Annotated in this window: 22 protein-coding genes and 1 tRNA gene; 12 read left to right on the top strand and 11 right to left on the bottom strand. The window is 55.2% G+C overall.

Translation table 11 applies throughout. From position 1 onward, the window contains the following. Positions 1 to 41 precede the first annotated feature (41 nt). Together J5224_RS18785 and J5224_RS18780 are read right to left on the bottom strand one after the other, a co-directional pair. Positions 42 to 1109 (bottom strand): ketopantoate reductase family protein, encoded by a 1068-nt coding sequence (locus J5224_RS18785; RefSeq protein WP_264626803.1) that lies wholly within the window; start codon positions 1107 to 1109, stop codon positions 42 to 44. Positions 1110 to 1158: 49 nt separating this feature from the next. After that, positions 1159 to 1743 carry a peroxidase-related enzyme gene (locus J5224_RS18780; protein WP_264626802.1) on the bottom strand — a complete coding sequence of 195 codons (585 nt, stop codon included), beginning with the start codon at positions 1741 to 1743 and terminating at the stop codon, positions 1159 to 1161. Between the two features lie 273 nt (positions 1744 to 2016). On the opposite strand from J5224_RS18780, the gene J5224_RS18775 reads away from it, so the two are divergent. The 6 genes from J5224_RS18775 to J5224_RS18750 all read left to right on the top strand — a co-directional run bounded on the left by J5224_RS18775 (position 2017) and on the right by J5224_RS18750 (position 8398). Further along, positions 2017 to 2988, top strand: a complete 972-nt coding sequence (locus J5224_RS18775) for an ABC transporter permease (RefSeq protein ID WP_264626801.1) — start codon at positions 2017 to 2019, stop codon at positions 2986 to 2988. Next, on the top strand, positions 2985 to 3833 hold the full coding sequence (locus J5224_RS18770) for an ABC transporter permease (RefSeq protein ID WP_264626800.1): 849 nt from the start codon (positions 2985 to 2987) through the stop codon (positions 3831 to 3833). The genes J5224_RS18775 and J5224_RS18770 overlap by 4 nt, the downstream gene beginning before the upstream one ends. After that, the gene (locus tag J5224_RS18765) at positions 3830 to 4684 is read left to right on the top strand and encodes an ABC transporter ATP-binding protein (protein WP_264626799.1); all 855 of its coding nucleotides are present in this window, start codon (positions 3830 to 3832) and stop codon (positions 4682 to 4684) included. Before J5224_RS18770 ends, J5224_RS18765 begins: the two co-directional genes overlap by 4 nt. Further along, positions 4684 to 5646 carry an ABC transporter ATP-binding protein gene (locus tag J5224_RS18760; RefSeq protein ID WP_264626798.1) on the top strand — a complete coding sequence of 321 codons (963 nt, stop codon included), beginning with the start codon at positions 4684 to 4686 and terminating at the stop codon, positions 5644 to 5646. Before J5224_RS18765 ends, J5224_RS18760 begins: the two co-directional genes overlap by 1 nt. A 65-nt stretch (positions 5647 to 5711) precedes the next feature. Further along, on the top strand, positions 5712 to 7343 hold the full coding sequence (locus tag J5224_RS18755; RefSeq protein ID WP_264626797.1) for an ABC transporter substrate-binding protein: 1632 nt from the start codon (positions 5712 to 5714) through the stop codon (positions 7341 to 7343). Beyond that, positions 7343 to 8398, top strand: coding sequence for a ketopantoate reductase family protein (locus tag J5224_RS18750; protein WP_264626811.1), 1056 nt, complete (start codon positions 7343 to 7345; stop codon positions 8396 to 8398). The genes J5224_RS18755 and J5224_RS18750 overlap by 1 nt, the downstream gene beginning before the upstream one ends. Positions 8399 to 8401: 3 nt before the next feature. On the opposite strand, the gene J5224_RS18745 is transcribed toward J5224_RS18750, so the two are convergent. The 7 genes from J5224_RS18745 to J5224_RS18715 form a co-directional block, all read right to left on the bottom strand. Continuing rightward, complete coding sequence (locus tag J5224_RS18745) at positions 8402 to 9229, bottom strand: isochorismatase family protein (RefSeq protein ID WP_264626796.1); 828 nt, start codon at positions 9227 to 9229, stop codon at positions 8402 to 8404. 152 nt (positions 9230 to 9381) lie between these two features. Continuing rightward, positions 9382 to 10770 (bottom strand): amidase, encoded by a 1389-nt coding sequence (locus J5224_RS18740; protein ID WP_264626795.1) that lies wholly within the window; start codon positions 10768 to 10770, stop codon positions 9382 to 9384. A gap of 14 nt (positions 10771 to 10784) precedes the next feature. Beyond that, positions 10785 to 11756, bottom strand: a complete 972-nt coding sequence (locus J5224_RS18735; protein ID WP_264626794.1) for an ABC transporter substrate-binding protein — start codon at positions 11754 to 11756, stop codon at positions 10785 to 10787. Between the two features lie 46 nt (positions 11757 to 11802). Further along, the gene (locus tag J5224_RS18730; RefSeq protein WP_264626793.1) at positions 11803 to 12648 is read right to left on the bottom strand and encodes an ABC transporter permease; all 846 of its coding nucleotides are present in this window, start codon (positions 12646 to 12648) and stop codon (positions 11803 to 11805) included. Next, positions 12645 to 13484: an ABC transporter ATP-binding protein gene (locus tag J5224_RS18725; RefSeq protein ID WP_264626792.1), complete on the bottom strand. Its 840-nt coding sequence runs from the start codon at positions 13482 to 13484 to the stop codon at positions 12645 to 12647. Before J5224_RS18725 ends, J5224_RS18730 begins: the two co-directional genes overlap by 4 nt. 330 nt (positions 13485 to 13814) lie before the next feature. Further along, positions 13815 to 14423, bottom strand: coding sequence for an NAD(P)-dependent oxidoreductase (locus J5224_RS18720; RefSeq protein WP_264626791.1), 609 nt, complete (start codon positions 14421 to 14423; stop codon positions 13815 to 13817). Positions 14424 to 14668: 245 nt separating this feature from the next. Next, entirely contained in the window at positions 14669 to 15112 is a 444-nt protein-coding gene (locus J5224_RS18715) for an RcnB family protein (RefSeq protein WP_264626790.1), read from the bottom strand. A 309-nt stretch (positions 15113 to 15421) separates the two neighbouring features. Between J5224_RS18715 and J5224_RS18710 the strand changes: the two genes are divergently transcribed. The 6 genes from J5224_RS18710 (at position 15422) to J5224_RS18685 (ending at position 21373) form a co-directional block, all read left to right on the top strand. Beyond that, complete coding sequence (locus J5224_RS18710) at positions 15422 to 16192, top strand: amino acid ABC transporter substrate-binding protein (protein ID WP_264626789.1); 771 nt, start codon at positions 15422 to 15424, stop codon at positions 16190 to 16192. A gap of 24 nt (positions 16193 to 16216) precedes the next feature. After that, a complete protein-coding gene (locus J5224_RS18705; RefSeq protein ID WP_264626788.1) occupies positions 16217 to 16882 on the top strand; it encodes an amino acid ABC transporter permease in 666 nt (221 codons plus the stop codon). 329 nt (positions 16883 to 17211) lie between these two features. Further along, on the top strand, positions 17212 to 18237 hold the full coding sequence (locus tag J5224_RS18700) for an amino acid ABC transporter substrate-binding protein (protein WP_222159163.1): 1026 nt from the start codon (positions 17212 to 17214) through the stop codon (positions 18235 to 18237). 85 nt (positions 18238 to 18322) lie between these two features. Beyond that, on the top strand, positions 18323 to 19501 hold the full coding sequence (locus J5224_RS18695; protein ID WP_264626787.1) for an amino acid ABC transporter permease: 1179 nt from the start codon (positions 18323 to 18325) through the stop codon (positions 19499 to 19501). An 8-nt stretch (positions 19502 to 19509) separates the two neighbouring features. Then, positions 19510 to 20607 carry an amino acid ABC transporter permease gene (locus J5224_RS18690; RefSeq protein ID WP_264626786.1) on the top strand — a complete coding sequence of 366 codons (1098 nt, stop codon included), beginning with the start codon at positions 19510 to 19512 and terminating at the stop codon, positions 20605 to 20607. A 7-nt stretch (positions 20608 to 20614) separates the two neighbouring features. Next, positions 20615 to 21373 (top strand): amino acid ABC transporter ATP-binding protein, encoded by a 759-nt coding sequence (locus J5224_RS18685; RefSeq protein ID WP_264626785.1) that lies wholly within the window; start codon positions 20615 to 20617, stop codon positions 21371 to 21373. 43 nt (positions 21374 to 21416) lie between these two features. Here the strand turns inward: J5224_RS18685 and J5224_RS18680 are convergent, their stop codons facing one another. Further along, positions 21417 to 22490, bottom strand: coding sequence for a DUF1176 domain-containing protein (locus tag J5224_RS18680; RefSeq protein WP_264626784.1), 1074 nt, complete (start codon positions 22488 to 22490; stop codon positions 21417 to 21419). A 97-nt stretch (positions 22491 to 22587) separates the two neighbouring features. Further along, positions 22588 to 22663 (bottom strand) — tRNA-Trp (locus tag J5224_RS18675). Positions 22664 to 22747 lie beyond the last annotated feature (84 nt).

Raw genomic sequence — 22747 nt, 5'->3', positions numbered from 1 at the left:
TTGCAAATCAAATACGGAGAGTGAATCACTCTCCGTATTTGTCAGCGCGGCAATGATTCATCCAACTGGACGATCAATTCTGGTGAGGGTGAAAGCTGCCCGCGTTCAATCTGATGGATAGCATCAACAATCGCGGCATTCGCCAGAGTAGGCACTCCAACCTGTTGGCCGACCTCAACGATAAGGCCGTTCATATAATCGATTTCGGTGCGCCGCTGGCGGCGGATATCCTGCCCCATCGAGGGGCGCTGATGTTCACTTTGCGTCCCCAGTTCCACATAAGACAAAAAGTTGGCCTCCGCCTCCGCCAGTGCGTGCGCATCGCCTTGTGCCGCCTTAACCAATACCTCTGGCGTACTGCGGTTTATGGCATCCAGTGCCAGCCCTTGCGCCAGCCCCACCTGTGCCGCTTCCTCTCCTAACCGAATGGCAAAGCGCCGAACTCGCTCATGACGAATCAGATCGTTACCGGTCAGGCCGCTGGCGGCGGCAATTGAATTACGCATCGCATTGATGCTGAGTTTGGTCCAACGGTGGGCGTACAAGTCAGGCGTTACCAGCACTGAATCGACAGGCTGTAACAGCTCACCCACACGCTGCAAACGCGGCGTAACGCCACCGCCAAACTCGCCCACGCGCAGCGTTCCCGGCGCGCCACGCTGGTTACCCCGGCGCACCTTGCCCGGTGCATACAGCTCGGCAGCGATGGTAATGACAATGCCCAGCGTATTCTCCTTGCCGGCAACCGACGCCACGCGCGCATCGTTGATACAATTCTGTGCAGAGGCAATGACTCCCTCCGGTCGGATAAAGGGACGGATAAACTGGGTGGCCCACAGCGTATCGTAAGACTTGAGCGCCACCAGCCCAATATCAAACGGTGGCTCCAGGTGCAGGCGCTGCGCCTCGCCAAGGTGAAGAATGTTTACCGGCACGGTGAAACGTTCTTCCGGCGTCAGCCCTTCCAACGACAACCCATCACGCCGGATCGCCTCGACATTTTCCGCCCAGGGATCAACAAGCGTGACCTGACGCCCGTCACGGGTCAGGTATGCGCCAAGATAGCCGCCAATTGCCCCCGCGCCGATAATTAAAATACGTTCAGACATGATGAGTCTCTTCCTGTTATCGTCACCTCGCCGATAGGCGAGGTGCGGCTTAGCGGAATGAAAGGAACGGCTCTGGGTTGGGTTGGACGCCAAGCCCGCTGTTGATGCGGTTACTGAAGTTAAAATACGCGGCAATAGCAACCACCTCGATAATCTCCTGCTCCGTGACACCGCTTGCACGCAGCGGTGCCAAATCGCGCTCTTCCACGGTTTCCGGTGCTTGCGTCAACTTTTGCACATAGTCGGCAATCGCTCGCTCGCGTGGGCTTAATTCCGCGTCACGGTAGTTCACTTCGATACCGCCCACCCAGAGCGCATCACCGGTGATCTGCCGTAGTTTCGCCGCGTGCCCCCAAACGCAAGGACGGCAACGGTTTTGTACGCTCACCACCAATGCAATCAATTCACGCTCTTTACCGTTCAATCCACCCTCGTATTCCACGGTCAGCGCACGGCTGAGTGCATCCTGTGCCAGCAGCACGGCAGGAAATTGTCCCAATACTGCCTGCATGTTGCGGATAAAACCGCGTGTTTCGATGGAGTCTTCGAATAGTTTTTCTGTCTCTTGCGTCGTTGTCGTATTTTTCAGTTTTAACCAAGAGATATTCTTTGTTTTCACATTCTTGATGGACATAGCCGGTGTTTCCCTTATTGGTTTAGCGATACGGATGTTTAATGAATACGGTCTGCATTAACTGTCATCACGTTATTAATACTTAATAAAAAATAATGAATCGGTTGTTTTAACGCTGACATTAAAATAAGAAAAACATAATTAAAGAAGACAATCCAGTGCTATTTATATTGCCAATATTGGACTATTTATAGCTAAAAAATGAAATAGACACCAAGGGCATTCTCCGTATGATTATTTGGATTAGTGATTAATCAGGACACACTGACTGAAATGATGCATTATTTATTTCGCCGGCTTGCACAGGTCAGTATTGTTGCCGGATTAGTAATATTAGGTAATTTTATTTTACTCAAATCGGTACCGGGAGATTTGGCGGATGTTATTGCCGGGGAATCTGGTGCAGCAACGCCAGAATATATGGATATGTTGCGCGCGCAATTTGGTCTAGACCGCTCCGGGTTTGAACAACTCACGGCCTATTTTTCTCAGATAGCCCATTTCGATCTGGGGTTCTCGTTTCGTTATAACCTGCCAGTACACACATTAATTCTGGAGCGACTGCCCGCCACGCTGCTGCTGCTGGGCAGCAGCCTGCTATTTTCCGTGATATTTGGCGTGATTCTGGGGTGCTTTGCCGCGCGCTATCGCCATGGGTTTTTCGATCAGGGTGTTACGCTGTTTTCCGCCGTGGTGTTCGCCATACCGGTGTTCTGGTTCGGTTTGATGGGCATTGTGCTGTTCGCCGTGCATTTTCGTTGGCTGCCCATCGGTGGCATGGTCACCGTGGGTGCCACACCCGGCACATTGGGGGTCGCTGGCGATGTCGCCTGGCATCTGATTATGCCCGCCATCACGCTGGGGTTATCACATTTAGCGCTGTATGCCCGCGTTACCCGCGCCTCGATGCTGGAAGTGTACCCGCTCGATTTTGTGCGCACGGCGAGGGCGAAAGGCATCAGTGAAACGGCAGTCATCCTGCGCCACATTTTGCGCAACTCACTGTTGCCGGTGGTCACACTTACCGGTTTGCAACTCGGCTCGTTGCTTGGCGGTGCCGTGGTGGTGGAAACCGTGTTTTCCTGGCCGGGTATGGGCAGGCTAGCCTTTGAGGCGGTGTCCGATCGCGATATCAACCTGTTGCTCAGCTTGTTTCTCTGCAATTCGTTGTTGGTGGTCTTGAGCAGCCTGTTGATTGATATTCTGTACGGCGTGCTCGATCCACGCATTGGATTGACCTCATGAACATCCGCCCTGACGTTCATCTCAATACGTATCTGCGCATCGGGTTCTACCTGTTAGCGGGGCTGTTGGTTATCGCCGCCTGCGCCGGGCTGCTGTTCCCCGGCGATCCCCAGGCGATGGTGGGGCCGCGCACGCTGTGGCCGCTGCAAAACGCACAATTTCCATTAGGCACCGATCAACTCGGGCGCGACGTGGCCGCGCAGTTGGCACACGGCGCGCGGGTATCATTAGCCATCGGTTTCGGTGCCACACTCATTGCCACAGTGATTGGCGTCAGCGTCGGTGCTGCCGCAGGCTATCTCGGCGGATGGTATGACGATGTGCTGATCCGCGTTTGCGAATACTTTCAAACCATCCCGACTTTTCTGTTTTCAATGGTGCTGGTCGCACTGCTCTCCCCGTCGCTGGGCAGCGTGGCGCTGGCAATCGGCCTTACGTCATGGACTGAAATTGCGCGTCTGACCCGTGCCGAAGTGTTCAAAATCCGTCACGCCGATTATGTACTGGCCGCCGAAACCATGGGCATCGGCCATCTCAGCATCGTGCGTCAGCACATCCTACCGAACAGTGCCGCGCCGGTCATCGTGATGATTTCCGTAGTGATTGCCCATGCCATTCTGGTTGAAGCCGCCCTCGCGTTTCTCGGGCTGGGCGATCCCAATACCGTGTCGTGGGGCGCGATGATTCGCAACGCCAGACCGCTACTGAGAACCGCCTGGTATCTCATCGCACTGCCGGGGTTGGCAATATTTATCACCGTGATGAGCTTTACGTTGTTAAGCAACGGCCTTACGGACCTGCTCAATCCACATAAGGGTAATCCGCATAAGGGGGTAACAAAATGACCGCACCGCTGCTTCAGGTTCAGGATCTCAGGGTTGCGTTTTCGGCCCATCATGCGGCACCGCAACGCGTGGTGCACGGCATCAGTTTCGATCTTTTCGCGGGTCAAACGTTGGCACTGGTGGGGGAATCCGGCTGTGGTAAAAGCGTGACTGGTCTGACGTTGATGGGGCTATTACCCGAGGCGCACAGCAGCGGACACGTCCTGCTGGGTGGCACCGATATTTTGCATACCACGCCGCGCCAGCGTCGTCAGCGCGGTGGCCCGGCATTGGCCATGGTATTTCAAGACCCGATGAGCGCGTTGAATCCGGTGTTGACCATTGGCAGCCAGTTGGTTGAGGCGATCCTTGCCGCCAGTTCACTTTCCCAGCGCGAGGCCAAGACACGCGCACGCGATCTGCTGCTGCAAGTGCGAATTCCAGAACCCGAACGCCGTTTTAACGACTATCCGCACAAGCTCTCTGGCGGAATGCGCCAGCGGGTGGTTATCGCACTGGCACTGGCTGCGCGTCCGACCGTATTGATTGCCGATGAGCCGACCACCGCACTGGATGTCACCATTCAGGCCCAGATACTGCAACTGCTGGTCAGCCTTAAAGACGAACTGGACATGTCCCTGTTGCTGATTACCCACGATTTGGGGGTGATCGCCGAAACGGCCGACCGCGTCGCCGTGATGCGCCACGGCGTCATCGTTGAACAGCAGGATGTGTTTTCCTTTTTTGATGGCCCACGCCACCCCTATAGCCGCCAGTTGCTGCTGGCGCGCCCCCAACCGCGTGCGCGTCACGGCACAAGGCAACGCCTCCACAGCGTCAATGATGTCCGCAACACCGAGGAGGCCGCGTAATGTTACAGGTGCAAGATTTACATGTGACCTACCCCACCCCGCAAGGCAAGGCGTATGCCGTCAACGGCATCAACCTTGAGGTAGCGGCGGGCGAAACGGTCGGTATTGTCGGTGAATCCGGCTGCGGCAAATCCTCATTGGCCCGCGCCGTAATGCGGCTGTTAGAACCGAGTGCCGGGCGCATTGTGATCGGTGACGTGGACGTCACCTCGCTCCCGAAACGTAAACTGCGCCCGTTGCGCCAACGTATTCAGATGGTGTTTCAAGATCCCGCAGCATCCCTCGATCCGCGATTCACCGTAGGACAACTGATTAGCGAGCCGTTAACGCTGACGGAAAAGCACCGGGCTGCGCGCGATAAACGCGTGCTGACATTGATGGATGACGTCGGGTTACCCGTTGCGCTGTTCGACCGTTTCCCACACCAGCTTTCCGGCGGGCAGCGTCAGCGGGTCGCCATTGCACGCGCCATCGCGCCCCGCCCGGACATCATTGTGCTGGATGAGCCAGTCTCCGCACTGGATGTTTCGTTGCAGGCGCAGGTATTGAATTTGCTGGTGGATTTGCAGCAGCAGTACCGTATGGCATACCTGTTTGTCAGCCATGATATCGGTGTGGTGCAGCACATGGCGGACAGGATCGCGGTGATGTATTTGGGACGCATTGTGGAAATAGCACCTTATGCCGACATTATGGAATCACCGCAGCATCCCTACACTCAGGCATTACTCCAGGCGATCCCGGTGATGGACCCGCGCCGGTCACGCATTGCCGATAAACAGATACTCACCGGGGATGTCCCCAGTCCGCTCACTATCCCCAGCGGGTGTGCGTTCCATACCCGCTGCCGTTTTGCGACCGAGCGCTGTCGCCGCAGCGTGCCACCCTTGCATTCCGTCGGTTCGGATTCTTTCGTTGCTTGCCATTTATCCGCCCCCTCAACGGAAAGCCCGTTTAACTGAAAGCCTGTGAAGTCACAACAATAAAAGCCTTAACCACACATTACACACCAGTAAGGGGAAATTTCATGCCTAAGTACGTTCGTTTTCTAAAGGACACTCGTTTTCTAAAGGACATTCGTTTTCTGACACGCCTGTTAATAGGGATGCTGCTGTTGAGCGGCAGCCTGGTCAACGCCGCCGAACCGGTGCGCGGCGGCACGCTGATCGCGGTCATCAATCCAGCGCCGAGTGTGTTGAGCAGTGCCATCAATAACCACTTCTCGGTTAACGCAGTATCGCCCAATGTGTTCGATGGTCTGCTTTCTTATGACAAAGAGATGAACCCACAGCCGAGCCTGGCACTGAGTTGGGAAACCGCCCCAGACGGTCTATCCGTGCGTTTCAACTTGCGCCCCAACGTAAAATGGCACGATGGCGAACCCTTTACCTCACAGGATATTCGCTACAGCGCGTTGGAGCTGTGGAAAAAACTGCACCCGCGCGGGCGCACCACCTTTGCCAATCTGGTGGATGTAGAAACGCCTGACCCGCTGACGGCAATATTTAAACTGTCTCAACCGTCACCAATCTTGCTCAGCGCACTGAGCGCGGCAGAATCGCAGGTATTGCCCGCGCATTTGTATCAGGGCAGCGATCCACTGAAAAACCCACATAACATTGCGCCGATCGGTACGGGTCCGTTCCGTTTTGTGAGCTGGCGTCGGGGCGAGTTCATCGAGTTGGCGCGTAATGAAAACTATTGGGATCAGGGCAAACCCTATCTCGATAAACTGATTTTCCGCCTGATCCCGGATGATGCGTCACGCGCCGCTGCGTTTGAAACCGGAGAGGTAAAATACGGCCCGTTCGATCCGGTTCCGCTGGCCGATATTGCCCGGTTGAAAAAAAATCCGTCGCTGAAAATCACTAGCGAAGGCTATAACTGGCTCTCCCCGTTCTTTACCTTTGAATTCAACACGCAAGACCCGATTCTGCGGCAGGTCAACGTGCGACAGGCGCTGGCTTATGCCATTGATCGTCAGGGCTTGATTGACAGCGCGTGGTACGGCATTGGCAAGGTGGCTACCAGCCCTATTCCGCACTATCAAAAATATTTCACCAATGCTGTTCCGCATTACGCCTACGATGCCAAGAAAGCAGAACAACTGCTGGATGCGGCAGGCTATCCGCGCGGTGCCAACGGTGAGCGCTTCTCGCTGTTCTTCGACTATGAAGGCAACAATGAATCCTTGCAGAATACCGCAGAGTTTTTGCGCCAGAACCTGAAGCAAGTTGGCGTGACGCTAAAGCTGCGCACGCAGGATACCCCCACCTACTACCGTCGGATTTACACCGATTATGATTTCCAAACCCGTGCCGGTCAGTTCTCCGCCATGATCGATCCAGCCATGGGGCTATACCGCCTGTATGGCACCGACTCGATTGTCAAAGGTGTGCCAAACACCAACGGGGCGCGTTATTCCAACCCGACGCTGGATGCGATTATCAAAACCACACAAACTGACACCAACCCCGCTAACCGCCTGAAAGCGTTCCATGAATGGCAACGCATCGCGATGACGGATTTGCCTAACCTGCCGCTGTTCGAGTTACAGCGTCAGACCGTTTACAGCTCGCACCTGCATGGTATCAGCGACACGCCAGACCAAACCTTCAGTTCGCTGAAAAATGTCTGGCTGGATAAGGAGGGCCAGTGATGGCTCCCCACATTGCCGTTGTCGGTGCCGGCGCGGTGGGCGGGTTCATTGGTGCGCATCTGACCGCAGCGGGAGAAAACGTGACGCTCATCGATCGTTGGCGGGAACATGTAGACGCTACGCGCCGTCACGGCCTGCGTATTGACGGTGCCGTGCCGCAGGATAACGCCATCGTGCCAGTACGTATTCTGTCCGATGATGAGATTGGTAGCCTGAAGGCGCTGCCGCCGCTCGATATCGTCTTCATCAGCGTGAAATCCTATGACACACGCTGGGCCGCCGAATTGGTGTTGCCCTATCTTCACGCGGATGCCGTGGTTGTCTCAGCACAAAATGGCTGCAACGAGGCGACGCTTGCCGAGATTGTCGGTGCGTCGCGAACGGCCGGATTGATCGCCGCGCGCATCGGCGTTGAACTCTCGGCTCCGGGGGTGATTCGCCGCCGCGTGGTGCGGGGCAGCCCCGGTATTGATGTGTTTCGCCTCGGGGAATTGGACGGGCAGCGCAGTGCGCGTATCGAAACGTTGGCAACGTTACTGCGGCAGGTGGATTCCGTGGCGGTGATTGATAATCTGACTGGGGAGCGCTGGTCCAAACTGGCGGTCAATGCGATGCGCAATGGCGTTTCTGCCGCCACGGGATTGACCATTGATGCGTTAGACAACCACCCGCAGTTGCGGCGTTTTTCCATCGAGGTGGCGGGCGAGGCGGTGCGCGTCGGGCAACGGTTAGGTTATTCGCTGACCGCGCTCGGTGCCATTCCCGCCGCGTTATTTGCCGCCGCAGACGGCAGTGCGGCAGCGCTCGCGGAGATCGAACAGCGCCTGATCGATGCGGCGCAGCGCGGCGCGGCCGGGCAACGACCGTCCATGGGGCAGGATATAGTGAAAGGTCGCCGCACGGAAATCGATGAGATCTACGGCCTGGTTATTCAACGTGCCGCAGAGCTTGGGATTCCGGTTCCGGCAAACCAAACGGTGTATGACCGGGTGCGTGCCATTGAAAATGGCACGCTGACGCCCGCACCGGAAAATCTGTTGGGTACCGTAGAGTAACGGTTATTCACTCAGTGCATCAGGCTGGCGGTGACGGGCCGTTGACTCGCTCACCGCCATCGGCAAGGTTGCCAGCCAATCGGATACCTCTTCAAGGCTGAGCACATCGGCATAGCGCGCATTGAGATCCAGCAGGGTGAAATCCAGCAGCGACTGGCTGCGATCGCCAATCACTTCGCGCGGCAACATCACATGAAACCCCATCTGGAACGCTTCAATCGCGGTGGCACGAATACTGCCGCTGGCAGTAACGCCGCCCAGAATCAGGGTATCGATGCCTTGCTGCTTCAGCCACGCGGCCAAATCATGACCATAAAAGTCGGACACATAGCAGGTGGAATGATTACGCTCAAAGGGCGCATCCCCCAGCGCTTCATCAATGCGGTTCAGGTAGGCATCTTCCGTCAGCGTGGTGATAAACGGGTATTTTTTTCCCCACAGCCAGGAAAAGGGATGCTCTGGCCGATACACCGTGCGGGTGAACACCGTCGGTAACCCACGCTGTGCCGCCATGGTCAGTAATCGATGTAGCCCTGCTTTATCAAACGGGGTATCAATCGCCAGCGTCGAGCCGGAATCCATGTAAGCGTAGGTCACATCCCGCACCAAAATTGCCGCTTTGGAGCCAAAGCCGATTTTGTGGGCAAAACCGGTCTGTGAGAAAACGCGCTGAATCTCGTCGGCAAGGTAACGGCGCTGACCGCCAGGGGTGTAAACCACCTTCAGCCCATAGGTTTTGACTTCTCCGTTATCTTCCAGCCGGCGCAGCGTGCTGGCGGAGATACCCAGCATTTTAGCCGCATCAGAAACCGTCAATAATTTATCGTACATTACATAGTGTCCCATTGACTGGAAAAGCGTGCTGTAGACAAAACCGGTGCTCCTTGCACGTCCGATCGCGAGCCGCCTTCTGAAGAGAAGGCGGCTCGCTGCCGTTAACGATCAACAATGGCATCTGATCAACGGCAAGATGTCATCATCTGTTATGCCTGACAGAGTGGCGGCAGGCAAGCATGCCAGTCGGTTATCTGCTGGTAAAGCATACCCAAATCCACCAGCGCCTGTTCATTACCATGGCGGGCAACCCATTGCATCCCCATTGGCAACCCCGTTGCGGAAATGCCCACCGGCAGCGCCAAGGTTGGCACACCCGCGTTGGTAAACGGCATATTGTAAGCAGGAGACCCGGTCGCCGCCAGACCGTGTGGGGCTAATGTCGGCGTTGCGGGCGTCATTAGCATATCCGCATCATCGAACAAGGCCGCCAACTCATAGCGATAGCGGGAGCGCACCTGCTGCGCCTGTAGATATTCCTGCGCAGAGATAGCGAGACCTTGTTGCAGAAATTCCTGCAAATAGGCACCGAACAACGTAGGCGTCTGCAAGAAGGTGTCGCGATGATAGGCGGCGCATTCGGCCTGCATCACAATATGGTGCGCACGGCAGGCATCATCAAAACTCTCTGGTAATGCGATCCGTTTAAGCTTCACGCCACGCCCGGCCAAGGCATCCATTGCCTGCAAGCAGGCAGTGCCAATTTCAGCATCCCCCCCCGCATAATAGGGATGTTCGACGATCCCCACCGTATAATCATGTTTCTCGCGCAGTTGCAACGGCGTATAGGGCAATGACAGCGTGGTGTCATCACGCGGGTCCGGGCCAGAGAGTGCGTTAAACACCAGCGCCGCATCCTCTACCGTTGTAGTAAAGGCTCCCACGTGATCCAGTGACCAACTGGCGGGAATTACCCCCGCCTTGCTGATGCGCCCATAGGTGGCTTTCAACACCGTCACACCGTTGAACGCCGCCGGACGAGACAACGAGCCCGCCGTTTGCGTGCCCAATGCCATCAGCGCCATACGCGCACCCACGGCAGCGGCAGAACCGCTGCTTGAGCCACCGGGGGTATGCGCCGGGTTCCAGGCATTGCCGGTCTTGGGCGGCGTCCCCAGATTGGCAAACTCGGTGGTAGTCAGTTTCCCCAGTAGCAAAGCCCCCATGCCATTGAGCTTATCGATCACGCTGGCGTTTTCACTGGAGATATTGCCCTCCAGCACCCTGGAGCCGCCTTCCGTCGGTAAGCCGCGCGTGTGGAAGATATCCTTGGCACCGTAAGGAATGCCAAACAGTGCAGACTTGCAGGCGATGGCCCCCATTTGTTGATCCAGTTCCAAGGCGCGCTGGTGCGCCCCTTCTTTATCGAGATAGCGCCACGCCTTAATGTCGTCGTCGCGTTGCTCGATACGCACCAGAAAATGGCTCAGCAACTCGCTCGGAGAAACCTTGCGCGCGGCCAGTTGCCGCCGGGTGGCGGCAATCGTGGCAAAGGGCGAGGTATCTAACATGGTTTTCATACCCAATATAGCGTTCATGCCTTCTGTCCTTGTTATGGCTTGGCAGCAAACTGACCGTCAACAATTTGCGTATAGGGCATATCCTGCGTGATGTTGCCGACAAATTTCTGAATATCAATCGCCGTGGTAAAGGCTTCTGGCGAAATGACGGCGTTGGCCGGGTAGACGTTACTGTCGATCATGCGCTGCACCGCGGCATCGACCACCTTGCCATCCAACGCGGCGAACTCCTGACGGGCAACTTGCTTGGCAACATCAGGATTCTGATGAATGAACGCCAGAGATTCGTTGATGGTTTTCACGAAGCGCGCCACCAACTGCGGATTATCCGCAATCAATTTCTCCGAGGTGTTGATGGTGGAGAACGCGTACTCAGGATAGTCGCGGGTGAAATCGTAAATCACTTTCAGCCCCTGCCCCACGCCCTGATCCGCCTGCGGTTCATACACCACGGCGGCATCCGCACGGCCCGCTAACAGTGGCCCCAGTTCCGAACCGTTTTGCACTTCGTTAATCGCCACATCCGTCTTCGGGTTTAGCCCTGTCTGACCTAGCAGGCGCAGCAACAGTGTGTTAGAGGTTCCCGGGGCAAGCCCCACCACCACACGTTTGCCTTTCAAATCCGCCGGAGAGGTGAATTTGAAATCGGGTTTAGCCACAATCCATACTGGCGCACTGTTGGCCACCGCGCTCACCGCCTTGGCCTTACCGCCTTTTTGCTGGGCGAACCCGACGTGCTCAGGGCCGTGTACGGAGAACTGCGCTTCACCGGACAGCACCGCCGCCAACGCTGTCGGGCCTGAACCCGCCGAGCGAATCGACGTTACGTCTATCTGATTTTTTTCGAATAACCCTTGGTGTTTGGCAACATATACCGGTAAGTACAACAAAGAGTGGAACGCCTCCGTCACCAGCACGCGATCGGGCTTGGCATCAGCCGCTGACGCATTGACGGAACCCGCTGTAAACAGCGCCGCGCACACCCATGCAACGATTTTATTCATCTCACTTTCCTTCTTAACCAGTTAAGGAACAACGGAACGGATACCACTAGCGATGTGTATTCTGGCGCTCCCAGGGCAGCAGCCAGCGTTGCAGTTGAACCACCACCAGATAGAGCACGATGGCGACCACCAGCAACGTAAAGACACCGACCCACACCACATTGAGATTGAAAAGATTGCCTGCGACGAAAATCATTTTCCCCAGACCATAATCGGAAGAGATGAACTCACCGCCGATGTCCGCAATCAGGGCAAAACCGATGTTGAGTCGGAAAGCAGCGATAATCCACGGCAGGGTCGAGGGCACCACCACCTTACGGAAAATCTGGTTGCGATTAGCCCCGAGGGAGCGCATCAGGTTGACCTGACTATCATCAATCTGGTGCGTGCCCTGCCACGCGGAGAGCAGCGCCACGACATAGGTGGCGATAAAGGCCAACGCTATTTTGGAAAACAGCCCGGAGCCGAACCAAATGATGATGATAGGTGCCAGAGCAATCTTCGGCAGGCTGTTGAGCGCGATGAAAAACGGGTCGAGAATGCGCGCCAACGTCGGGGTATGCCACAGCAACAGCCCGGAAAAGGAACCGAGCAAGCTGCCCAGCACAAACCCGGTCACAGTGGCATACACCGTGACGTAGGTGTTCTGAAACAGTTCACCGTTACCCACCAGTCGCACGAACTCCTGCCAGATCCCTGCCGGAGAGCCCATTAAGAATGCATTGACCACGCCGGCATTCACCCCGAACTGCCACAACGCCACGATGCTGGCAAGCAGCAAGGCGCGCCAGCCATTGTCACGCAGTAGCGACAGCCAGCGCTTTCTGCGCTGACTTGCCTGACGCGAACGACCCGAGGCCGTTTTATCAGTAACGACGGCAGACTTGTTCATGCGTGATCCCCCAGTTGGATATCCATATCAGCCCAAATCGCATCGAAGAAGGATTGGAACTCGGGGTCTTTGCGCGCCCCCATGGCAGAGCCGTGCCGCTTGGCAAGGCCAATATCGTAGGTTTTCTTGTTCCAGGTCGGTCGCTGTGACATCACGGCAATGCGATCGGACATGGCAATGGCTTCACCAATGTCATGGGTGATCAGCACCACGGTTTTGCCGTATTCGTTGAGGATCGTCAGGATCTCCTCTTCCAGCACCAGCCGGGTTTGGTAATCCAGCGCCGAGAAAGGCTCGTCGAGCAGAATGATGTCAGGATCGATAACCAGCGTGCGGATCAACGCCGCGCGTTGACGCATCCCTCCGGAAAGCGTAGAGGGATAAGCGTGAGCAAAATCGCCCAGTCCATACTTATCGAGGTAGGTCATCGCCCGCTCGTGGCGTTCTTTCTTCGGCATCTCGCTGATTTCCAACCCGAGACAGACGTTATCCAGAATGGTGCGCCACGGAAACAGCAGGTCTTTTTGCAACATGTAACCCACTCGCCCTTTGCCGGGCATGGCGTAGTACGGGTCGAACACCTGAATTTCGCCCGCTGTCGGAGGCAGCAGCCCCGCGATAATGTTAAACATGGTGGTTTTGCCGCAGCCACTCGGCCCGACAATGCTGATAAATTCCTGGTGATAAATATCAAGGGAAATGTCTTTGATAACGTCGACTGCGTTATCGTCGTGATCTAAAAACTGTTTTTTTACGCCTTTCATGGCAATCGCCACCGCGGGCGCGGCAGGATCGCCAGAAGGCATTTTTTCTCTTGCAGGTGAAAGGGTCATCATACACTCCTGACTAACGGCGTTTCCGACTGCCAAAAACGCGAAGCCGGATAACAAGGATGTCGATTGCGCGCACTTCACCGTGCAATAACTTGTCAAACTTGTCTAATACGACAAACTTATCAAACTTGTCATTGGATGTCGATTGCGCGCACTTCACCGTGCAATAACTTGTCAAACTTGTCTAATACGACAAACTTATCAAACTTGTCATTCTTTCCATCACGTTGGCATCAGACCGCACCAGCAGGCGAGTACAGCGCCCGTCTCCCTCTTTCAGGCATAAAAAAAGCGTCTGCCTGAAAGGCAGACGCTTGATAGGGTTGGCTGAACTCAATAACCGACGGTAAAGCGCGATTTCAGGTGGTTGTCCTGCTCCAGTTCATCCACCAGCGCGACGGAAAAGTCACCCGCAGAAATGGCACTGTTGCCCGCCTCATCGACCAGCAGGGTATCTTTGCCCAGACGGAAGTGCCCGGTGCGTGGCCCCGGCGTAAACAGCGCAGAAGGAGACAGGAATGACCATGACAGCTCATCATGCTGGCGCAGCGCGGCCAAGAACTCAGCGCCTCGCGTAGCTTCCGGGCGATAGGCATCGGGGAAGTCTGGGGTATCCAGCAAGCGGGTGCCCGCCACTTCCAGCGAGCCTGCACCGCCCACCACCAGGTAGCGTGTTACGCCCGACTGGCTAACTGCCTCAATCAGATGCGACGGTTCGACCGCCTGGAAGCGTACTGCACTGATCGCAGCATCATGACCGCGCAGCGCGGCGCTTAACCCATCGCGATCGCTGACATCTAACGCCAGCGGCGTCACGGCGTCATGCTGTGGGATGGCGGTTGTATTGCGCGCAATCGCCGTTACCTGATGGCCACGCGCCACCAGCTCTTTCAGAATTTCGCTACCGGCCATACCGGTCGCACCAATCAGGGCAACTTTCATCGTGTTCTCCGTCATCAGATCGTTTTACCAAGCTCATCGGTTGAGCCTGCCACTGACCTTAGTGTAAGACATCGCGTGAACATGATAAGGCCAGATATCCGAGCAGCACTGTTGCAGTATTCGCACCAATATCAGGAAATGCTACGCAAATGCAGCGGGATTGGTGCGAAAAAGGGAGCAATGATGAGGCATCCCGGCAATCTATCAAACGAATAGCGCCGGGATGATTAACCGTGAAAGACGTATCAGTTGAACGCCTGATTGAGCAGAATGGAGGTGATAACGCCCGTTGCCACCGCAATCAGCACGTAATTACCGTCGATATAGCGCCACTGGTGGCCCGGCGGTGGACTGGGCAGGCCATAGCCGCGCCAGTCACGCACCCAGTAGCGATCGCCGCGGTACGGACCGGGGATCGGATGCCCGGCACGAAAATCATAGCCACGCCAGCGGAAATGGTCTCGCCTGTCGTCATAGCGCCCCCAACCGCCCCTTGGGCCATTGTCCCAGCGCGGGCCGTGGCCTCGCCCGCGATCCCAACCGGGGCCACCTTCACCGCGCGGACCGCCATCCCAATGACGTCCCCCTTCGCCTCTCGGGCCATCAGGGCCGTGCGCATAAGCAAAGGAAGCGGAGAGTGGACCGAGAACCAGAGCGGTCATGACGAGCGTCAGAATGGTTTTGCGCATGTGCGTATCCTCAAGATAACGACGGTAGCCGCCGTTGCCGCTACTATCTGCCTTATCCTCACGCGCGAATATCTCCTGTATTCCTAATTATGCGGCACTTGATGCGACTTTACACTGCTTAACGCTTTCCTCACGCAAAGCCCGATGGCATCGCAAAAAGCACGGCTAAAACGCAGAAATCAGCATCTGGGCTATATTCATTTCAGTTCTAAATCATCATCGAATGTGATTTATAACCTTATGGCTTACATCGTAGATTATTTAGCATCGAATGTTATCTAACTTTCCCCTATACGATAGGTAGACGCAATGAAAACACTGGCTTTGGCAGCATTCACTGGCGCACTGTTGATGGCAGGTACCGCCGCACAGGCACAAGACGACCTCAGCGCCATCAAGGCCGCTGGCGTACTCAAGATCGGTACAGAAGGCACCTATGCGCCTTACTCTTTCCATGATAAATCAGGAAAACTTCAGGGCTTCGATGTGGATATCGGCCGTGCCGTTGCTGAAAAACTGGGGGTAAAAGCCGAGTTTGTGGAAGGCCGCTGGGACGGTTTGATTGCCGGTGTGGACGCCAAGCGCTATGACGCGGTGATTAACCAGGTGGGTATCACCAAAGAGCGTCAGGCCAAATTTGATTTCTCTAAACCTTATATCGATTCCAAAGCGGTACTGGTGGTGCGTAGCGACAACGATACCATCAAAAGTTTTGCCGATCTGAAAGGCCGTAAATCGGCACAGAGCCTGACCAGCAATTTCTCCAAACTGGCCAGCAGCCACGGCGCTGAAATTGTTCCCACCGACGGTTTCAACCAATCGCTGGAACTGGTGCTGAGCGGGCGTGCAGAAGCGACGTTGAATGACAATCTGTCATATCTGGACTTCAAAAAACAGAAGCCGGACGCCAAGGTCAAAGTGGCAGCAACCGCTGCGGAAGGTGATCCTTCTGGAATTCTGGTGCGCAAAAACCAACCGGAATTGGTGGCTGCCTTGAATAAAGCATTGGATGAAATCAAAGCAGACGGTACCTATAAAACGATAGCGGTGCGATACTTTGGGGAAGATGTTTCCCAATAATCGTCGCGTTCGAGGTCACTATTGATGCCACCATGGCTACAACTTATGGCAGACTCCTTCTGGAGTCTGCTTTCTGCTGGGTTACAGTTTACCGTTCCGCTCGCCATTCTCTCCTTTGTGCTCGGGTTAGCATTGGGCATTCTGGTGGCGTTGATCCGTCTCTATGGCCCCAAGCCGCTGAAATGGGTAGCGGATTTTTACGTGTGGGTGATTCGCGGCACGCCGTTGCTGGTTCAGCTGTTTTTGATTTTCTATGGGCTGCCTAATGCCGGCATCACGTTGGATGCCTTTCCGGCTGCGCTGATTGGCTTCACGCTTAACGTGGGAGCCTACAGTTCGGAAATCGTACGCGGAGCCATTCTTTCAGTGGCTAACGGTCAGTGGAATGCCGCGGCCTCACTGGGCATGAATCGACGCCAGACGCTGCGCTGGGTGATCATTCCACAGTCGATTTTTGTCTCTATCCCGCCGCTCTCCAATACCTTTATTTCGCTGATCAAAGATACCTCGCTCGCCGCCGTTATCACGGTGCCGGAGATGTTTTTGGCGGCACAACGTATTGTTTCCGTCACCTACGAACCCTTGATCCTGTACGTGGAAGCCGCGCTGATCTATTTGCTGTTCAGCACGGTATTGAGCAAGCTGCAAACCCGACTCGAAACCTACTATCAACGCCACATTCCCCACTGATTTCGCCTTCCTGCCTCGTCTTGGGGCAGGTGGCTTTTCCCCGCCCATCTCCTTCACCCAAAAGTGGGCACTTTGCACCCAAATCGCGCATCTTTTGCAGCAAAGTGCCATTTAAGTGCACCTCAACCGAATAAACCTTATTGCGATGCGGCAATTTTTCTATTTTCTTGTTATTTATCATCAAAATAAATTATTGGCATCGGTTTTGCTTAACCCTGTCACGGCACGCTACTGTCTGACAAAACAACGGTGCCGACAGACAGGAATGGTGCAGCCGGATGGCTGCTACCGCACAGCAACACACAACGACTGAGCGACATAGGATCATTATGAAAAGAATGCTACTTTCCACGCTGGTTGCCGGCGCATCCCTCTTCGCCGCCATCAATCAAGCCCATGCGGGTGCAACATTGGATGCCATTCAGAAAAAAGGATTTGTTCAGTGTGGTATCAGTGACGGCTTGCCTGGTTTCTCCTATGCAGATGCCAGCGGGAAATACTCCGGTATTGACGTAGACGTGTGCCGCGGCGTCGCAGCCGCCGTGTTTGGCGATGCCAGCAAAGTGAAATACACCCCGCTGACTGCTAAAGAGCGTTTCACCGCACTGCAATCGGGTGAAGTTGATATTCTGTCGCGTAACACCACCTGGACCTCTTCCCGTGATGCCGGGATGGGCATGCTGTTTACTGGCGTGACCTACTACGATGGCATCGGCTTCCTGACTCACAACAAAGCGGGCCTGACCAGCGCGAAAGAGCTGGACGGTGCCACCGTTTGTATTCAGGCCGGTACCGATACCGAACTGAACGTGGCGGATTACTTCAAAACCCACAATATGAAATACACCCCGGTGACCTTCGACCGCTCTGACGAAAGCGCCAAGGCGCTGGAATCTGGCCGCTGCGATACCCTGGCGTCCGACCAGTCTCAACTGTACGCGCTGCGTATCAAGCTGAGCAAACCGGCTGAATTTATCGTATTGCCGGAAGTTATCTCCAAAGAGCCGCTGGGACCGGTGGTACGTCGCGGTGATGAAGAGTGGTTCTCGATCGTTCGTTGGACCCTGTTCGCCATGCTGAATGCCGAAGAAATGGGTGTGACCTCGAAGAACGTTGATGCGCTGGCCGCCAAACCGACCACGCCGGACATGTCTCACCTGCTGGGTCATGAAGGTAACTACGGCAAAGATCTGAAACTGCCCGCCGATTGGGCGTTCAAAATCATCAAGCAAGTCGGTAACTACGGTGAAATTTTCGAACGCAATGTCGGTATGGACAGCGAGCTGAAAATCAAACGTGGCCTGAATGAGCTGTGGAACAAAGGCGGTATCCAGTACGCACCAGCAGTGCGTTAATCGCTAACAGAAAGCGGGTGCCGCGCCAGTATGCGGCACCTCAGTATTCCCGCTTTTTCCGTGTTCCTGCTATTGAGGCACTCGCATGCAACAACGCCCAACCGTGAAACGTGATTTTTCACTATCAAATCCAGCGGTGCGCGCCTGGCTGTATCAACTTCTCGTCATCGTTATTGTGATTGCCGTGGCGGGTTATCTGTTGCACAACACCGTCACCAATCTGGCCCAGCGCGGTATTACCTCCGGTTTCGCGTTTCTGAATAACAGTGCAGGCTTCGGTATTGTCCAGCACCTTATCGACTACCAGCAGGGCGATACCTACGCCCGCGTGTTTCTGGTGGGGCTGCTCAACACGCTGCTGGTTTCAGCGCTCTGTATTGTTTTCGCTTCGGTGCTGGGCTTTATGCTCGGGCTGGCGCGGCTCTCTGATAACTGGCTGTTACGCAAACTGTCCACGGTATATATCGAAACGTTTCGTAATATCCCCCCGATTTTGCAGATCTTCTTCTGGTATTTTGCCGTGCTGCGTAACCTTCCCGGTCCGCGCCAGGCGCTTAACACGCTTGATATTGCGTTCCTGAGCAACCGCGGTTTGTACCTTCCGGCCGGAGAATTTGGCCCCGGTGCGCTGGGCGCGCTCTTCGCGTTACTCATCCCATTGGTGGTCGGCGTTATTCTGTATCGGCGCAATAAGCAGATTCATACCCTTACCGGACAATACCGCCGCACCTGGCCTGTCGTTCTGGCACTGTTAGCGGTTCTCCTTGGCGTGAGCCACGCGCTGTTTGGCCCTGCCCTGCACTGGGATATTCCGCAGTTGAAGGGGTTCAACTTCCAGGGCGGCATGGTGCTGATCCCGGAACTGGCAGCGTTAACGCTGGCCTTGTCGGTCTACACCTCGGCGTTTATCGCAGAGATTATCCGTTCCGGCATTCAGTCTGTCTCCTACGGGCAACATGAAGCGGCTCGCTCCCTGGGGCTACCCAATCCGATCACGCTGCGTAAGGTGATTTTGCCGCAGGCGCTGCGCGTCATCATCCCGCCGTTGACCAGCCAATACCTGAATATCGTGAAGAACTCATCGCTCGCCGCTGCGATTGGTTACCCGGATATGGTTTCCCTGTTTGCCGGCACCGTGCTCAACCAAACCGGTCAGGCGATTGAAACCATTGCTATTACCATGTCGGTGTACCTGATTATCAGCCTGATCATCTCCCTGCTGATGAACCTGTATAACCGCAAAATCGCGCTCGTGGAACGCTAGAGGCCGCTATGACGACATTGTCACAACCACAACCACATCGTCAGGCTCCGCTCTTTGCGCTGTGGCATTGGGCCAAAAAGAACCTGTTTTCCAGCATCTCAAACAGCCTGCTGACGCTGTTCTGCTTCTGGCTGCTGTGGCACATTCTGCCGCCGCTATTGAACTGGACGCTACTGCAGGCGAACTGGGTCGGTGAGACCCGCGCTGACTGCACCCGCGACGGTGCTTGTTGGGTGTTTATTCAGGCACGCTTCGGTCACTTTATGTATGGGCTGTATCCGGCTGAGGAGATCTGGCGCATTAACTTTGCGCTGGTTTTGGGGTTACTCAGCATCCTGCCGATGTTCTGGCGCCGCATGCCACGCCGTGGACGCTATATCGCAATCTGGGCGGTGTGTTACCCATTATTGGCCTGGTGGCTGCTGTATGGCGGATTCGGCGGGCTGCCGCGCGTAGAAACACGCCAGTGGGGTGGGCTGACGCTTACCCTGATCATCGCGGCGATTGGTATCGCAGGCGCATTGCCGTTGGGAATTCTGCTGGCGCTGGGACGACGTTCAACCATGCCCGTGGTGCGTATCCTGTGCGTGGTGTTTATCGAGTTCTGGCGCGGCGTGCCGCTGATCACCGTGTTGTTTATGTCCTCAGTGATGCTGCCGCTGTTTCTCACTGAAGGCACCAGCATCGATAAACTGCTGCGTGCGCTGGTCGGCGTCATCCTGTTCCAGTCAGCCTATGTGGCAGAAGTGGTCAGAGGCGGGCTTCAGGCATTACCGAAAGGGCAGTATGAGGCGTCCGCGGCATTAGGGCTGGGCTACTGGCGTATGCAGGGGCTGGTTATCCTGCCTCAGGCGCTGAAGCTGGTCATTCCTGGTCTGGTGAATACCATCATCGCACTGTTCAAGGACACCAGTCTGGTCATCATCATCGGCCTGTTCGATCTGTTCAGCAGTATCCAGCAGGCGACCGTTGATCCAACCTGGTTGGGGATGTCGACCGAAGGCTATGTTTTTGCTGCCATGATCTATTGGATCTTCTGTTTCAGCATGTCGCGCTACAGCCAGCATCTGGAAAAACGTTTTAACACCGGACACAAGTCGCATTGAGGCTCTTATGAACCAGAACGCATTAACATCAGATAACTATATGATCACACTGGACAATGTGAACAAGTGGTATGGTCAATTCCACGTACTGAAAAACATCAACCTGCACGTGAAGCAGGGAGAGCGCATTGTGCTGTGCGGGCCGTCTGGCTCTGGAAAATCGACGACGATTCGCTGCATCAACCACCTGGAAGAGCATCAGCAAGGCAAGATAACGGTTGATGGCACCGAATTGGACGGAGATCTGCGCAATATCGAGAAAATCCGTGCCGAAGTGGGAATGGTATTTCAGCACTTTAACCTGTTCCCACACCTGACTGTACTGCAAAACTGCACGCTGGCCCCTAGCTGGGTACGCCATATGCCGAAGAAAGAAGCGGAAGAACTGGCGATGCATTATTTGGAGCGCGTGCGCATTGCCGCACATGCGCATAAATTTCCCGGCCAGCTTTCCGGTGGGCAGCAGCAGCGCGTGGCGATTGCCCGCTCTTTGTGTATGAAACCGAAAATCATGCTGTTCGATGAACCCACCTCCGCGCTCGATCCGGAAATGGTGAAGGAAGTGCTGGATACCATGCTCGGGCTGGCACAGGATGGCATGACCATGCTGTGTGTCACGCATGAAATGGGCTTCGCCAAAACAGTAGCCGACCGGGTGATTTTTATGGATCAGGGGGAAATTGTGGAACAGGCTGCGCCTGAAGCGTTCTTTGGCAATCCGCGCTCGGAGCGCACACGCACGTTCCTGTCGCAGATCCTGCACTGATCGGTATGCACAATAGCCCGCGTCTGGTGCGGGCTGTTGTGCATCATTGCGGTACAACGGTAGTCACAAAGTCTGGTATATCCCAGGTACCTCCACTACGGATCAAGCGACAACGCCCCGTGTTTGCAGCGTAGCTATGGATAAAGGACTCGCCATTCCATACCCAACGTTTTATGACCAGGCAATCACCCAGTCCACGCGCACGATGGACAGCATCAATTTCACCGTTGTTATATTCTGAGCCACTGTCCGTCACGCGTTGAGGGGGTGATGTCATTTCGTTATCAACAACCCAAAATATTTCGCCCCAGTTGTAAGCGGCCATCCAGCAAGAGGCCGAAACGAGAGACTGTCGATCATTTAATCTGGCGATTTGCCAAGGCAGTTCGGGATCGTCAAGACGATCTTCTGTGCAATTGTTGTTCTCGGTCTCGGTCAAACTTTTCATCAGGCGAGGTTTATAAAAAGCCACTTCCTGTGCATTCATCACGCGCAGTTCTGCTTCCACGGCCCGTGCTTTGCTAATCACTGGGGCAGCAAGAGGGGCTTTAATACCAGACTCATCTTTCGCACCCTGTTTAAAAATGGCGCTGCGCGTGTCGATTCTGCCCTGTACATCGTCCATTTTTAACAACACGGCGCTAGACCCCGCCCCGGAAAGCGGGTAACGGCCTAATTTATCCTGGAAAGTAATGTGATTGTCACGGCGTAGTGCGATGAGAAAAGCGGAAAACTGAGTCGCATTCATGCGCCAACGTTGGTCTTGCCCCTCCACCCGTTGCAGCGCACCCAATGAGCGGCCATCGATCATCAGCTGCGGCGTACCCCGATGTGGCAGAGCGTCTTCGTTATCCAACAGATCGGTCAACATCACTTGATTATCGACCACAGTATCCGCACCCGCATGGCGCATCAGCAATACTGCTGCGCTGTAGAGCTCATTTTCTGGGGAATACCCCTCAGCACGACAGGTCAGCGTGTTGTCACACACTAAACTCCATTGCTTATGGGAGAAGTAGACAAATGCTTCTTCAGAAAACGCCTGAGGGATCGAAAAGCCCAAGGCACACAATGCGCCAGTAGCAAACAGACGTAAGAGAGAGGATGCTGTATTCATTTAAGGATTCCTTTCCTAAAACATAAACAGTGTGCATAGGGGTTAAAAGGCAAACAAAAAAACCTTCCGTCTTTCGACGGAAGGTTTTTTGTCTATCTGGCAGGGGCGGAGAGACTCGAACTCCCAACACCCGGTTTTGGAGACCGGTGCTCTACCAATTGAACTACGCCCCTAAATAGGGTGGCGGAACGGACGGGACTCGAACCCGCGACCCCCTGCGTGACAGGCAGGTATTCTAACCGACTGAACTACCGCTC

This window comes from Candidatus Symbiopectobacterium sp. NZEC135 (assembly GCF_025962695.1).
This window is presented reverse-complemented; position numbering and strand designations above follow the sequence as displayed.